Annotated in this window: 9 protein-coding genes; 5 read left to right on the plus strand and 4 right to left on the minus strand. The window is 46.8% G+C overall.

Annotated elements, in window-relative coordinates; translation table 11 throughout:
• Window positions 1–29 precede the first annotated feature (29 nt).
• From purD to KXJ80_RS21470, 3 genes are all read left to right on the plus strand, one after another.
• On the plus strand, window positions 30–1328 hold the full coding sequence (gene purD / locus KXJ80_RS21460) for a phosphoribosylamine--glycine ligase (protein ID WP_218737558.1): 1299 nt from the start codon (window positions 30–32) through the stop codon (window positions 1326–1328).
• Window positions 1329–1507: 179 nt separating this feature from the next.
• Window positions 1508–4717, plus strand: coding sequence for an ImpA family metalloprotease (locus tag KXJ80_RS21465; RefSeq protein WP_218737559.1), 3210 nt, complete (start codon window positions 1508–1510; stop codon window positions 4715–4717).
• 182 nt (window positions 4718–4899) lie between these two features.
• Window positions 4900–5121, plus strand: a complete 222-nt coding sequence (locus KXJ80_RS21470; protein ID WP_037413589.1) for a hypothetical protein — start codon at window positions 4900–4902, stop codon at window positions 5119–5121.
• Here KXJ80_RS21470 and KXJ80_RS21475 read toward each other — a convergent pair.
• The 3 genes from KXJ80_RS21475 to hemE all read right to left on the minus strand — a co-directional run bounded on the left by KXJ80_RS21475 (window position 5118) and on the right by hemE (window position 10016).
• Window positions 5118–5921 (minus strand): SDR family oxidoreductase, encoded by an 804-nt coding sequence (locus KXJ80_RS21475; protein WP_218737560.1) that lies wholly within the window; start codon window positions 5919–5921, stop codon window positions 5118–5120. The genes KXJ80_RS21470 and KXJ80_RS21475 overlap by 4 nt on opposite strands.
• Before the next feature lie 75 nt (window positions 5922–5996).
• Window positions 5997–8567 carry a cyclic di-GMP phosphodiesterase PdeB gene (gene pdeB / locus KXJ80_RS21480; RefSeq protein WP_259474509.1) on the minus strand — a complete coding sequence of 857 codons (2571 nt, stop codon included), beginning with the start codon at window positions 8565–8567 and terminating at the stop codon, window positions 5997–5999.
• 384 nt (window positions 8568–8951) lie between these two features.
• Window positions 8952–10016: a uroporphyrinogen decarboxylase gene (hemE, locus tag KXJ80_RS21485; RefSeq protein ID WP_037413592.1), complete on the minus strand. Its 1065-nt coding sequence runs from the start codon at window positions 10014–10016 to the stop codon at window positions 8952–8954.
• A gap of 461 nt (window positions 10017–10477) precedes the next feature.
• Between hemE and rsd the strand changes: the two genes are divergently transcribed.
• Window positions 10478–10963, plus strand: coding sequence for a sigma D regulator (gene rsd, locus KXJ80_RS21490; protein ID WP_086023981.1), 486 nt, complete (start codon window positions 10478–10480; stop codon window positions 10961–10963).
• Window positions 10964–11146: 183 nt separating this feature from the next.
• On the opposite strand, the gene acnB is transcribed toward rsd, so the two are convergent.
• Window positions 11147–13744, minus strand: a complete 2598-nt coding sequence (gene acnB, locus KXJ80_RS21495) for a bifunctional aconitate hydratase 2/2-methylisocitrate dehydratase (RefSeq protein WP_259474510.1) — start codon at window positions 13742–13744, stop codon at window positions 11147–11149.
• A 421-nt stretch (window positions 13745–14165) separates the two neighbouring features.
• On the opposite strand from acnB, the gene hxpB reads away from it, so the two are divergent.
• Complete coding sequence (gene hxpB, locus KXJ80_RS21500) at window positions 14166–14819, plus strand: hexitol phosphatase HxpB (RefSeq protein WP_088586222.1); 654 nt, start codon at window positions 14166–14168, stop codon at window positions 14817–14819.
• Window positions 14820–14835: the final 16 nt, after the last annotated feature.

Consider the following 14835-nt stretch of genomic DNA (forward strand, 5'->3'; position numbering starts at 1 on the left):
GAATTTAAAACTCAAAGGGATGACTTAACATGAAAGTATTAGTTATTGGTGGCGGCGGCCGCGAACATGCCCTAGCTTGGAAAGCGGCACAATCCCCACAGGTAGAGCTGGTTTATGTTGCACCGGGTAACGCGGGCACAGCCCTCGAGCCAAAGCTTGAAAACTTAAATATCAGTGCAACTGACATTCCTACCCTGCTCGATTTTGCTCAAACCAATCAGATCGAACTCACCATCGTTGGCCCGGAAGCGCCACTGGTATTAGGCGTGGTCGATGCCTTTAACGCTGCGGGTTTACCTATTTTCGGCCCAACGAAGGCGGCAGCTCAGCTCGAAGGTTCAAAAGCCTTCACTAAGGACTTTTTAGCGCGCCACAATATCCCAACCGCCGGTTATAAAAACTGTACCGAAATCCAAGACGCTAAAGCCTTCGTGCGTGAACTGACGGGCAAGACAGGCTATCCAGTAGTGATCAAGGCCGACGGTTTAGCCGCAGGTAAAGGCGTTATTATCGCCCAAGACCAAGCCGAAGCTGATGCTGCGATTGATGATATGCTCGCGGGCAACAAGTTTGGTAATGCCGGCTCACGCGTGGTCATCGAAGAGTTCTTAAAAGGTGAAGAAGCCAGCTTTATCGTGATGGTCGATGGCAAAAATATCCTTGCCATGGCGACCAGCCAAGACCATAAAGCTCGCGATAATGCCGATCACGGTCCAAACACTGGCGGCATGGGCGCTTACTCCCCTGCGCCCGTTGTAACCCAAAGCGTACACGATTGGACGATTGCTAATGTTATCCGCCCAACAGTTGATGGCATGGCGGCTGAAGGCAATGTTTACACTGGCTTCCTGTATGCAGGTCTAATGATCGCACCAGACGGTAGCGCCAAGGTACTGGAATACAACTGCCGCTTTGGCGATCCAGAAACCCAACCTATTATGATGCGCTTAAAATCAGATCTGGTTGAACTCTGTTTAGCAGCAACCCGCGGCGAGCTGGATAAAGTTACCGCCGAGTACGACGAGCGCGCCGCAGTCGGTGTCGTATTAGCCGCTGGCGGTTACCCTGATGACTACCGCAAAGGCGATGTGATTGACGGCCTAAGCCTAGGTAATCACGATGCCAAGGTCTTCCACGCCGGTACTGAAATGAAAGGCGGACATGTAGTCACTAATGGCGGCCGCGTGTTATGCGCTACAGCCTTAGGAAACACAGTGACCGAAGCACAAAAAGCCGCTTATCAATTGGTTGATGAAATCCATTGGGATGATGTGTATTTCCGTACCGATATTGGCTATCGCGCCATTGCCCGTGAACAACAGAGCTAAGGGTTAATCCCACTAAAAATACCGGCGTAATGCCGGTATTTTTATGCCTTAAATTTGACGATCGTCAAATTTAAGATAATGATTTATATAAATTTTATTAATATATCATCTACTTTAGCCCGTATTATTCCGCTACAATGCTGCATAATTGTTAATTCCAAAAATAATAAGGACTCCCTATGGAGATTAGACTTATATCTACCGCCATCGCATTACTGATTGGCGGTTGCGGGGGCGGCTCTGAGGATGCGAGCACCACCACACCACCCGTTCAGCCACCGACTATCACCCAATATACCGCCAGTGCAAGTCTGGTAGCGGGCGGCAAACTCACTCCCGCAAGCCAAAAAGTCGATTCGGGCAAAAGAGCCAGCTTTAGTGTTCAAGCGGACGCGGGCTTTGTACTAGAAAATATTAGTGGCTGTGGCGGTTCATTAGCCGAGTTAACTTATACCACAGCGGCGATGTCGGCGGATTGCACGATTACTCCAGCCTTTATCAGCAATGCTGAAAATGCCATTCGGCATCAAGATCATACCCTTGCCAGCGCCATTGAGCTGATTGACTTCAGCACTGCTGAACTGGCCAGAATTGATACCGTGCGTAAAGCACAAATCACCCAGCTCTATCAAGGTGTAGGTAGCAGCATTAGCTGGCATCCGACCCACGACTCCATTACCTTTTCGAGCTTTATGCCGGAAAACACTTTTACCCTACTACCATCAAATGTGGATGGCAGTGGCGCCAGTGCCGTTCGCGGCCTAGTGATGGCGGGCGAGCAACAGGGACAACGCTATGCCGCTATGGGTGGCAACTTATTTAGCGTCAACACTTCTGCGCAGACAGATATACTGTTGAAAAATCTCATCTCGTGGTTGACTAAAGGTGGCGATCAACAGGATGGCCTGAGCATTGTCACGGCCCAAATGCCTAGCAGCGCAGACAGTTGGTATTTCCCCCATAACGAAGGGATCCGCACCTGGCTAAGCAAGTACTATCCCGATGCTCACAGTATCAATACCGCCAATAGCTGCGACTACAGCGCCCTCGCCAGCTGTATCGATACCTTAAAACCCGATTTAATCGTTATCAGCGATATTGACCGCGACAACCTAGGTTACGCGGGCATTCAAGCGGCGATAGCCAAAGCTAAGACTGCGGGTATTCCCCTGCTACTCTCAAATTATCGACGCGAACAAAGCCCTATGCTCTCTACCCTTTACCTTGAAATGGGGCTATCGACTGCGGGCAACTATTGGTCGAAACTCAACGCCGACAATCTGAGTGTAAGCACCATTCTGGCTGAAGATAAAGCCCTTGAAGATGTTAAGAAACTACTGGCAAATCTGCGGGAGCAGCGCTTTGACACGCTGGTATTAAATGACTGCACAGGCAATTATTTGAGCTGTAATAGCAGCGCCTTTGTTGAGGCCTTTAAAGCGGGTGCCGACTGGTATCGCAGCAGCGCTGAAACCTTAGATATCAATGGCATTGATGTGTTTAGTCGCACTAACTTCCCACTGATAAAGGCCGGTTTACTGCTCGCCGATAAATACCGTAGTGAAATTGATTATCCCATCGCCTACAGCGAGTTCACCCAATGGCAGCAAGCACTATTTGCCGATTGGACAGTGAGCTACGCCCGCGCCCATAACCTTGCCCAAGCCGATTTAGGGGAATATGTCACCGACAGAGCCAATCTAAGTAAAGGCACTAATGCTCACTACGCTTATCCGGCCACAGTATCAGAGCGCAAAACCATTAGCGTACCTTATACGGGTCAATGGACCAGCTCAGGCTGGTACGCCTTACCGGGACAAACCATCACGCTCAGTCGTTTGGATAGCACCAATGCCAACGTCGAAATTAAGCTAAATTATCATAGACGCAATACCAACCGCGCCTATGAACAAAAGGTTTATCGCGCGCCGCTTGAGTTAGCACAGCAACGAATTAAGCTCGCAAAGGGGCAAAGCATCGAGTTTTCAACCCCCTATGGCGGCCCGATTTATTTCTATATCAGTGGCGGCGAAGGCGCGCTCAGTGTCGATATGCAAGCAAAAAATGTGGCTAAGCACCCAAGTATCATGGATTTTTCTAATCCTGCTGAAATCACGGCCTTCAATGACAAAATTCAAAACACTGAGCTGCCCCATGTGGATCTGCGCACCGATGGCGCTGAACAGCATTTACGCCGCGACCGTTTTATGAATGCCATTGGCGGTAAGATCCCCGATGTTACCGCCTTGCTCAAAAGCATCGTCGAGGACCATATCAATAGTGTTTACACCTTAGCAGGACTTAAGATCCAAGGTAAAAGCTTAAGTGAGTCGTTACCCGCCGAGGTGCTATCAAGCTGTCAGGCACTGTTTGGGCAAGATTGTATCGATGTTAATCTGCACACTCGCACGATTATCCAACACGCTAACTATGACCAGAATGCCCAATGTGGATCGGGTTGCAGTGGCAATCCTTGGGATGCCGCTTGGAATATTTCACCCACGGGTTGGGGAGATAACCATGAACTTGGCCATAATCTGCAAACCAACCGCCTCAATGTGCAATATGCCACTGCCGCCAATAGCGATAATTGGACAGGTTATGGCAGCCGTGCAGGAGAAAACTCTAACAACATCTTCCCCTATGTGGTGCTATGGAAGACCCATTATTTGCGTGATGGTAATACCAACACCATCAATGATGGTCATATGAATCACAAAGATCTCTTTTATGTGTTTATGTCCGATGCCATAGGCACTAAGGATACCAGTGGCAAACGTGTAGTCTTTGGCGCTAACTGTAAAGTGTTAGATATCGGCGAAGACCGATATACCGCACCTTGGGCAAGTAATGATTATGCGGTACATAATGGCTATCGCATGGGGTTTTATATCCAAATGGCCCTCAAGGCCCATGGCATGACGCTAAGTGATGGCACAACCTTAAGTAATGGCTTTAATCTCTTTACCTTGCTGTATCAGCACAGCCGTATTTTCGGTAAATACGCTAATAACGCCAGCGATTGGGAGGCAAACCGCAGTAAACTCGGTTTTGACTTGTTCCCCTTCGATGGCCATAGCGTCTACGGTGGTAAAACGGTCAGAGATATTCCTGGCAATGACTTTATGTTGGTTTCCTTAAGCAAACTCACAGGCAAAGATTGGCGCAGCCATTTCGATATGCTAGGACTGCGTTACTCTAGTCTTGCAGCCATGCAAGTCACAGCAAACGCCAGCCTTGGCACGGTACCAATGGGTATGTATGAGCTCGAAACTGATTTACCACCCGCTAATATGAGCCAAGGCTTAACCTTTATCCCACTGTCACTGAGCGATAGCAGCACACTTTGGAAAGGCACAGGCTCACCTAGCCAATGCGCGAAACCTTAATACTCTAGACATTAAAGCACTAGACGTTAAGACACTGAAAATTAAGTGCAATAAAAAATAAACCTCGCAAATGCGAGGTTTATTTTTGCCTAAAAGCGTGACCTAGCGCACACAAGTTGCGAAGTGGATAGCGCACTATTTGACCTCAATAATGATATCCAATAATAAATCAGGGGTTTTCTATGGGTTATTCAATCAAAGACATTATTTATCAAGGCGAAAAGTCCGGCGTGCATAATTGGCAAACACTGTCGGGACAGAATTTTTACTGGCATCCTGACTGGCTTCATATTGCCGAGGATCTCACTGGCCATAAGGCAACAGCCAACATCCAAGCTGATGGTGATAAAGCAACTCAAAATGAAGCTGAACAAGCCATCGTTAAACACCTCAATAAAAGCTAATGGCCTGAAGCAATTGCTTTACGGGCTATTTTATCGATTAAGCCCGGTGCAATCAGCTTAAGCCAACGTCCGAGCCGGCCGCGAAGAGAAGTGATAAGCTGCCGGCTTCGGGTTGCTATCACGGGTAGCATCATGTCGGCACATTGCTCTGCGGAAATAATTTTAGCTTCCTGCATTGGCGATTTACCGAGTGGCTTACCCGCACCATCTAAGGCTCGCTTATGGATTTGCGAGACGACAAAATCAGGGCAAATCACCGTCACGGCCACATTATCGTCAGCAAGCTCAATCCGTAGCGAATCAAAAAAACCGATAACAGCATGCTTAGACGCCGCATAACCACTACGAGTTGGTACGCCTGTTAACCCAGCCACCGAAGCCACCACCACTACCTGACCTTGGCTCGACTTTAAATAGGGTAAGGCGGCATGGGTCAAATAGGCAGGGCCTAAGTAATTAACGCGCATGATATCTTCAAGAACCGCTAGTTGGGTTAACTCATCAAAACGCGACCACATCGTCATGCCCGCATTATTAACCAAAATATCGAGACGGCCATAATGGGCAATCGTGGCTTGAATTAAGTCTTCACACTGGGAGGCACTGCTAACATCAGCGGCAAAAACAAAGGGAGTAGGACCATAGTTAGCAATTTCGAGGGCAAGTGAGGCAAGACGCGTTTCGTTGCGAGCACTCAATACAAGTTGGCATCCTACCCGCGCCATGGCAATCGCCAGCGCACGACCAATACCTTCAGAAGCCCCTGTAATAATAACCACTTTACCCGTCAGTCCATCCATAACCATATCCTTGTTACTAATATGTTAACTTCGGTTAAGGGTAAATTGGCATAATCACCTAAAAAGCGCAATCCCCTATGCGCGTTGCGCTAAGCTCATCTCAAACTGCTCACAATAACTTGCTAGAGGTTGCGGCCGTCCTATCGCATAACCTTGAGCATAGTTGATACCAATCGCTTGCAATCTATCGATAATCTCTTGGTTTTCTACAAATTCGGCGACCGTCTCAATTCCCATTACTCGGCAAACGTCTTGAATAGATTTCACGATGGCATAGTCCTTGGCATTGACGGCCAGGTTTTTAACAAAGCAGCCGTCGATTTTGACGTAGTCCACGGGCAGTTCGCGTAAATAGCCGTAGGAAGCAAAGCCACTGCCAAAATCATCCAATGCAAAGGAAAAACCGAGTTTGCGCAATTGCCTGAGCATTTCCATGCCGCGGTGACGGTTTTGAATCGCAGTCGTTTCGGTAATTTCAAAGCAAACGCATTGGCTAGGAATATCAAAAATCTGCTGCTGCTTAGCAATATATTCCACCATGCCTTCGGCGCCGAGACTATTGCCCGAAAGGTTGATTGAAATGCAGTGATCCGGCCAAAGCTGCGAATTTAGCGACAGCCATAAAAAGGCTTTACGTATCACTTCTTTATCAATTTCAGGCATCAGCTTAAAACGCTCTGCGGCAGCAATAAACTGGGCTGGCGCCAAAATGCGACCACAAGGCTCTTGGATCCTGAGCAGAATCTCCATCCGTTGGCGTTTAGAACTCGCACCTAATCCTCGGATGGGCTGGTAGTAGAGCAGGAGTTCATTTTCCTCAATCGCTTGGGCAATACGCATCGCCCATTTAGGCGCATTACGCTGATAGGTCAGTTCTTTATCTTTATCATCATAAATATGAATTTGATTGGCGCCCTTAGCTTTAGCGGCAATACAAGCGATATCCGCATCCTTGAGTAACTCCTGCGCATTGATATAGGGCGCACGCCCAAAGGCAACACCAATACTTAAGCCGACTTTGTAGTTGCAATTTTTATCGTGTAACACTTGCAACGATACCTGGGCAATAATGTGCTTTAGCAACTGCACCACGGCTAACGCAGAGCGATCGCAGATCACCAGTCCGAACTCATCCCCACCTAAGCGAGCGAATAACTCCTGAGGCCCAAGACATGATTGGATTGCCTTAGCGACCATGGCCAGCATGCGATCACCTGCAGTATGGCCACAACTATCATTGATCAACTTAAACTGCTCTAAATCCAAATAACATACCGCAAGGCTCCTCGTTTGACCGGCGAACTCGGGCAGTTGTTCTTCAAACGCTTGGCGATTAAGTAACCCGGTAATACCATCAAAATTTGCGCGTTTTTGTAGCTGGTGCTTAAGGCGTTCTTCTTGGGTGATATCCCGCAGTACTACTACAGTACCAACAATCTCTTTTTCATGATTAAGCACGTTACTAATGCTACGTTCAATAATCCGTGGCGTTGTGGTTAGCAGTTTGATTTTAGCGACTTGAGGTGTCGTTTCGCCAAGGCGAATACAGTGAAATACCGCTTGATTTAACTGCTCTCCCACCTTTAATAAACTGGCAAGACTCTCACCAACAGCATCACAACTGGCCACATCAAGCAGTGTTTCAGCCTTTGGATTCATGTAAATGACGTTTGCATCGATGTCGGTCAAGATAACGGCTTCAGCAATCGACTCTAAGGTTATTTTACCGCGCTCTTTCTGCTGATAAATCCTCGCGAGTAAGCTGTTTACGCGATTCGCCAATACAGATAACTCTTCATTACCCTCGCTGATCACAGGCCTATATACACTCGCCATAGGATCAACGAGCGCTAATTGCTGCATCAAGCTATTAAGGGGCTGTAACAGGCCTGAACGCAACCAAACATAACCCAAGGCGACAATGAATACCCCCAGCAATATCACCGCAAGCGACACCCAGTCGAGACTAAGCTTTACATCTCGAAAAGGATCATCAGAAAATTCAACCTGAAGATAGATTGGTTGTTGACTAATGAGACTCGGCAGCGCAACCGAACTTGGATGTAAGGTATTATGTGTTATTACAGCATTAGACATGCTGATCCGCGCGACAAGGGAGGTTTGGGCGTATTCCAGTAGATCGCGCTCAGTAAGTTGCCGCACTAACAGCACATACTCACCCAAATGTGAAGTGACCGCAGTGACGACATATCCTTTATCGCCAATTAAATAGGCGCTGGCAAACTCAGGCTTAGCCTGCGTCGTTATCGCCTTGGCGATTTCCTGCCGATTCACATCAGCTATTGATTGCTCATTTTGAAAAACACTCTGCAAATTTCCATCTCGCAGAATAAACCAACTTAAATTGGCAGACATGGAGCTCTCAAGCCACGAAGACTCGAGGGATTTTAACTGCTCGCTATCGAGATGAGCTAATGGGGAGGCATAAATATTAGTGAGAACCCCTAACCGATCGACATCGATGCGGAACTGCTGCTGAATATTCGCTAGCTCGCGCTGTACATTATCCTGACGTAACAATTCGACCCTATGGTCAAACCAAACCCCGAGGCAATAGGAGACAAGCACAACGGCTGGTAAACAGAACCCTGCAATAAATACCAATATTTTGTTGCCTATGCGCATCTTTTACCACGGCTTACGTAATTAAATTAACAAACGGCTTTATTTAGTCCCTTATAGCGCCATGCAACATATCTCATTTGCAAATAGTATTAAATATCACTTTGCTTTATCCGTTGCTAAAGTAGGCAATAGCATGCATTTAATTGCTTTAAACGCCTTTGATTTAACGCAGCTATTCGATAAAAAGTTTTAAAAAGTTAGATGGTAACCGAGCTCCAATGCACTAACACCGCGGAGACATACGCTATAAAGCACGCGATTAATTAATGCACTCGCTAAACCACAAGTTAATACCCAATTAACAACACCCAAGTGGAAGTTTCTGACGCTGTAATAAACGCCATAAAAAACGGACCCTCAGGTCCGTTTGTTATTTAGTGCAGCTTATTTATGGTACTGCTTAGATTGAGCGTGAACCGCCTTAATAAAGGCACCTGCATGCTCTGGGTCCACATGCTGGTGAATACCATGGCCTAAATTAAACACATGGCCTGTACCTTCACCGTAGCCAGCCAGAATTTGAGCCACTTCTTCTTCGATACGTGGGATTGGTGCATATAACATGGATGGATCCATGTTGCCTTGCAGAGCAACTTTATGACCAACACGGCGACGGGCGTCAGCAATATCGACAGTCCAATCTAAACCTAAAGCATCACAGCCCGTTTCAGCCATCGCTTCTAACCATAAACCACCGCCCTTAGTGAATAAGGTCACTGGCACTTGGCGGCCATCAGCAAAGCGAGTTAAGCCATCAACAATTTTCTGCATATAACGCAGTGAGAACTCACGGTAAGCAGTGTGCGATAACGCGCCGCCCCAAGAGTCGAAAATCATTAAAGATTGCGCACCATTAGCCACCTGTGCGTTTAAATATAAGGTCACTGAATCTGCAAGCTTATCAAGCAACATATGCAATGCAGCAGGCTCGGCGTAGGCCATTTTCTTAATTTTTTCGAAGGTTTTGCTCGAACCGCCTTCAACCATGTAAGTGGCTAGAGTCCAAGGAGAACCAGAGAAGCCGATTAATGGCACTTGGCCATTCAGTTCACGACGAATCGTGCTAACGGCCTTCATCACATAACCCAGCTCATCTTCTGGGTCTGGGATTGATAATTTTTTGATGGCATCGATAGTATCTGTTGGGCGCTCAAAACGTGGGCCTTCACCCGCCTCAAAATACAGACCTAATCCCATTGCATCGGGAACAGTCAAAATGTCGGAAAACAGAATCGCCGCATCCAGCTCATAACGACGCAGCGGTTGTAGTGTCACTTCACAGGCCAATTCATGGTTTTTACATAAAGACATGAAATCACCCGCTTGAGCGCGAGTCGCTTTATATTCAGGAAGGTAGCGGCCTGCTTGACGCATCATCCAAACCGGAGTCATATCGACAGGCTGTTTTAATAGGGCGCGTAAATAACGATCATTCTTTAATTCTGCCATTTGGCTTGATTCCTAGACTTTTATTGAGATCCGCTGGGTCGGTAGTTTAGCATTTACGCGAATAATGTAACCAATATGAGATAATTTATGTGAGCTATTCCCCATCATTGCTGTCCATTTAAGCAGTTATCCTCAAAATGCTAGCCAGATAACATACTGTTTATTAATCGAACTCAAAGTCACAGTCAGACAGAAAAAAGTTGCACCAGTTCCCCGCCTTTGGTATAAAAAGTCTGCGCTAGCAAGAACAATCAAGAAGCTCGTCGCATCGAGCCTGCTATATACATTACTCGCCCAACGATAGGTTTCTATCGTTGGGCTTTTTATTTCCACATTTTTTTATACAAAACAGCTGGTTTGTCCATTTACCAATTATCGCAAATCCCGATAAAAAGGGTTGATCGAAGAGCTATTTCTCCCCTACATTAGAGTTATGTCCTAGCACTTAAATGGAATGCATCATGCTGAGAGAACTCGAAAAAGCAGAACAAAAGTGGGGCGGTTCAAATAAGCTTATAGATCAATGGCTAGAAAATCGTCGCAAACTCTTGGTGCATTATTGCCAAATTGCTGGGCTACCGCCCTACACTAATGCGGAAAAATCGCTTCCCTCTTTTGAGAACGTAAAGTCATTTTGTGATTTATTAGTGGATTACGTTTCTGAAGGTCATTTCGAAGTGTATGACCAAGTGATTAACGCCTGCGAAAAATTTGGCGCCCCTTGCAAAGCGGCTATTCAACAGGTTTTGCCTAAGATCACCCCAACGACCAACGCAGCGCTAGACTTTAACGATAAGTATGCTGAAACGCAGGACGATCAAGTGATGTATCAGCTCGATAAAGATCTTTCCGAACTGGCGCATACCATGGAAACGCGTTTCGAGTTAGAGGATAAACTCCTCGAAGTGCTGCACAGCAAATACTCAGAGCACGCCCAGCAAGCTTAATGCGGCATGATAAGCCACGCTAAACACTGCGCTAAAGAGATGCCTGACCGATAAATAATCAATTTATCCTCTATCTTTCGTTAAGTTGCTATGTGATTGTTTGCGCATTAACAGTACAGCAAAGCATTCAATAGAAACAAAAAAGCCAGCTTTCGCTGGCTTTTTCATTATTATATCAATCGATTATACAGCTGATTGAAAGATCACTTGTGATGCTTTCTTAGTGTAAGAATCGATTTGATCGAAGTTCAAGTAACGGTAAGTGTCAGCTGCAGTTGCGTCTAACTCTTTCGCGTATTCTTGGTATTCTTCAACCGTAGGCAGACGACCTAACAGTGCTGCCACTGCCGCTAATTCCGCAGACGCTAAGTATACGTTAGCACCTGTACCTAAACGGTTCGGGAAGTTACGGGTAGAAGTCGATACTACAGTTGCACCTTCAGCCACACGTGCTTGGTTACCCATACACAGTGAACAGCCTGGGATCTCGATACGCGCACCAACGCGACCGAAAATACCGTAGTAGCCTTCCTCGGTCAGTTGGTCTTTGTCCATCTTAGTCGGTGGTGCAATCCAAAGACGTGTTGGTAGCGTCTTAGCGAACTTGTCTAACATCTTACCGGTCGCACGGAAGTGACCGATGTTAGTCATACAAGAACCCACGAACACTTCGTCAATCTTAGTTTGCGCAACAGATGACAATAACACGGCATCGTCTGGATCGTTTGGCGCACACAGGATTGGCTCTTTGATCTCGTTCAGATCGATTTCGATCACTGCAGCGTACTCAGCATCCTTGTCAGCACTCATCAGCTCAGGATTCGCTAACCACTCTTCCATGCCTTTGATACGACGCTCTATCGTGCGACGGTCACCGTAACCTTCAGCGATCATCCACTTCAGCATAGTGATGTTCGAGTTCAGATACTCAATGATTGGCTCTTTGTCTAACTTGATAGTACAACCCGCTGCAGAGCGTTCTGCTGAGGCGTCAGACAGTTCGAATGCCTGTTCTACTTTCAGGGTTTCTAAGCCTTCGATTTCCAGTACGCGACCAGAGAAGATGTTGATCTTACCTTTCTTCTCAACAGTCAGCAGACCCATTTCAATCGCTTTTAATGGGATAGCATGTACTAGATCACGTAGGGTGATACCAGGTTGCATCTTACCCTTGAAGCGTACTAATACTGACTCTGGCATGTCCAGAGGCATCACACCGGTCGCAGCAGCGAAGGCAACAAGACCAGAACCCGCTGGGAATGAAATACCGATTGGGAAACGCGTATGTGAGTCACCACCAGTACCAACTGTGTCTGGTAATAACATACGGTTTAACCATGAGTGAATAACACCGTCACCTGGGCGCAGCGACACACCACCACGGTTCATAATGAAGTCTGGCAGTGTGTGGTGCGTGTTAACGTCAACCGGTTTTGGATAAGCGGCAGTGTGGCAGAATGACTGCATAGTCAAATCGGCACTGAAGCCTAAACAAGCTAAGTCTTTCAGCTCGTCACGGGTCATAGGACCGGTAGTGTCCTGTGAACCTACAGAAGTCATCTTAGGTTCGCAGTATTGGCCTGGGCGCACGCCAGCAACGCCACAGGCTTTACCGACCATCTTCTGTGCAAGGGTATAACCTTTGCCATTATCAGCGATGTCTTGAGGACGTACGAATACGTCAGAGGCTGGTAAACCTAATACCGCACGTGCTTTGTCAGTTAAACCACGACCGATGATCAGTGGAATACGACCACCTGCACGCACTTCGTCTAACAGTACGTCGGTTTTCAGGCTGAACTCAGAAATCACTTCATCTGAGCCATGACGCTTTACAACACCAGCGTATGGGTAAATGTCGATCACATCGCCCATTTCCATTTTGCTGACGTCGAGTTCGATTGGTAGTGCGCCCGCATCTTCCATAGTGTTGAAGAAAATCGGCGCAATCTTGCCACCTAAGCAGAAACCACCAGCACGTTTGTTAGGTACGAATGGGATATCATCGCCCATGAACCACAGTACTGAGTTAGTCGCAGATTTACGTGATGAACCAGTACCTACAACGTCACCCACGTAAACTAATGGGAAACCTTTGGTTTTCAGTTCTTCTAATTTCTTGATTGGACCTACGCTGCCAGGTACATCAGGCTCGATACCATCACGCGCGTTTTTCAGCATAGCTAAGGCGTGCAATGGGATATCTGGACGTGACCAAGCATCGGGTGCTGGTGACAGGTCGTCGGTGTTGGTTTCACCTGAGACTTTGAATACGGTAAGGGTGACTTTGTCCGCTAATTTTGGACGGCTTAAGTACCAGTCTGCATTTGCCCAAGCTTCAACCACTTGTTTAGCATAGGCATTACCCGCTTCCATTTTCTCAACCACATCGTGGAAAGAATCAAACATCAGCAGCGTGTGAGATAAGGCTTTAGCAGCTAAAGGCGCCAGAGCGGGGTTATCTAACTGAGCGATCAGCGGCTCGATGTTATAGCCACCTTGCATAGTACCTAATAACTCAGTCGCACGTTCGGCAGATAGTATGGGTGAAGTTGCAGTGCCTTTAGCAACCGCATCTAAGAAAGCGGCTTTTACATAGGCGGCTTCGTCAACACCGGGGGGAATTCGATTTTCGAGCAGGTCAAGAATAACAGCTTCTTCACCAGCGGGGGGATTTTGAACCAATTTAACCAGTTCAGCCACTTGATGTGCATCTAATGGCTTAGGGACTACGCCCTCTGCAGCACGTTCTGCGACGTGTTTACGATATGCTTCTAGCACGGCAACATTCCTCTTTGTTTGGCGCTCTAACAACGAAACTGCACGTCTTCTCAATTGAAGCTGACAGTCCGACATGATCGACCCGTATTTCCGGCCAGCAGTATACTACAGCTTTGCAAAAGTATGAATCAGGTCACACTCGGCAAAAGACGAAATAAGGGCTAAATCCGGAGGTGCAACTCAACTTACGGCAACAATAAAACAATGGAAATTAGACAATAGTTTGAAAACAGATAAAAAACCATAATCTACAAATAGTTAACATACGTTCATCAATTTAAAATCGAACGATTATTTTTTTGGACATCAATTCCTTTCCACCAAAAATATTTCTCAACTTTGTGTGTTTAGGCTTTGAAGATGACGGGCTTAAACTTACACTCAAGCTTGAATGACCCATTTCCCATCCCTTGGAGTAGTAATGACATCCCTCAGTATTCAAGCCGTTATTTTTGATATGGATGGCGTGTTAATTGATTCAGAACCCCTTTGGCAAAGGGTTGAATATGAAGTGTTATCGGCGCTTGGCGTGCCAGTCACTATCGAAACAATTCAACAAACCACGGGGTTACGTATCGATCAATGTGTCGATTATTGGTATCACAAAGCGCCTTGGGCCGATTACGATAATGCCAAGGTCAGCAACGCCATAGTTGACAAAGTTGCTGAAGAAATTCGGCAATCCGGTGAGCCGATGTCTGGCGTTCAACAAGCAATGGCATACTGCCAGGCCAAAGGCTTAAAGGTAGGCTTAGCCACCTCTTCACCAACAGCTCTGATTGATGCTGTGCTAACAAGGCTTAAGCTTAAGGGCCAATTTATGGCGGTAGAATCTGCTGAAGCGCTTACCTATGGCAAACCCCATCCAGAGGTTTACTTAAATTGCGCAGCGGCCTTAGGGGTTGACCCGCGATATTGCCTCGCGATTGAAGACTCTTTTAATGGTCTGATCGCTGCCCGCGCCGCCAATATGCAAACCGTTGCGATTCCTGCGCCAGAACAACGCGGTGAAGCAAAATGGATCATAGCCCATCATCAATTAGAGAGTTTATTGGAGCTTGATAAGGTGTTCTAAATAAAGTCACCGAATC

The sequence above is a fragment of the Shewanella xiamenensis genome (assembly GCF_024971755.1).
In the GTDB taxonomy this organism is placed as follows: Bacteria; Pseudomonadota; Gammaproteobacteria; order Enterobacterales; family Shewanellaceae; genus Shewanella; species Shewanella xiamenensis.

Bases quoted from the DNA above. Each gene is read 5' to 3' on its own strand.
- purD (WP_218737558.1), top strand. From the start codon at position 30: ATGAAAGTATTAGTTATTGGTGGCGGCGGCCGCGAACATGCCCTAGCT.
- KXJ80_RS21465 (WP_218737559.1), top strand. From the start codon at position 1,508: ATGGAGATTAGACTTATATCTACCGCCATCGCATTACTGATTGGCGGT.
- KXJ80_RS21470 (WP_037413589.1), top strand. From the start codon at position 4,900: ATGGGTTATTCAATCAAAGACATTATTTATCAAGGCGAAAAGTCCGGC.
- KXJ80_RS21475 (WP_218737560.1), bottom strand. From the start codon at position 5,921: ATGGATGGACTGACGGGTAAAGTGGTTATTATTACAGGGGCTTCTGAA.
- pdeB (WP_259474509.1), bottom strand. From the start codon at position 8,567: ATGCGCATAGGCAACAAAATATTGGTATTTATTGCAGGGTTCTGTTTA.
- hemE (WP_037413592.1), bottom strand. From the start codon at position 10,016: ATGGCAGAATTAAAGAATGATCGTTATTTACGCGCCCTATTAAAACAG.
- rsd (WP_086023981.1), top strand. From the start codon at position 10,478: ATGCTGAGAGAACTCGAAAAAGCAGAACAAAAGTGGGGCGGTTCAAAT.
- hxpB (WP_088586222.1), top strand. From the start codon at position 14,166: ATGACATCCCTCAGTATTCAAGCCGTTATTTTTGATATGGATGGCGTG.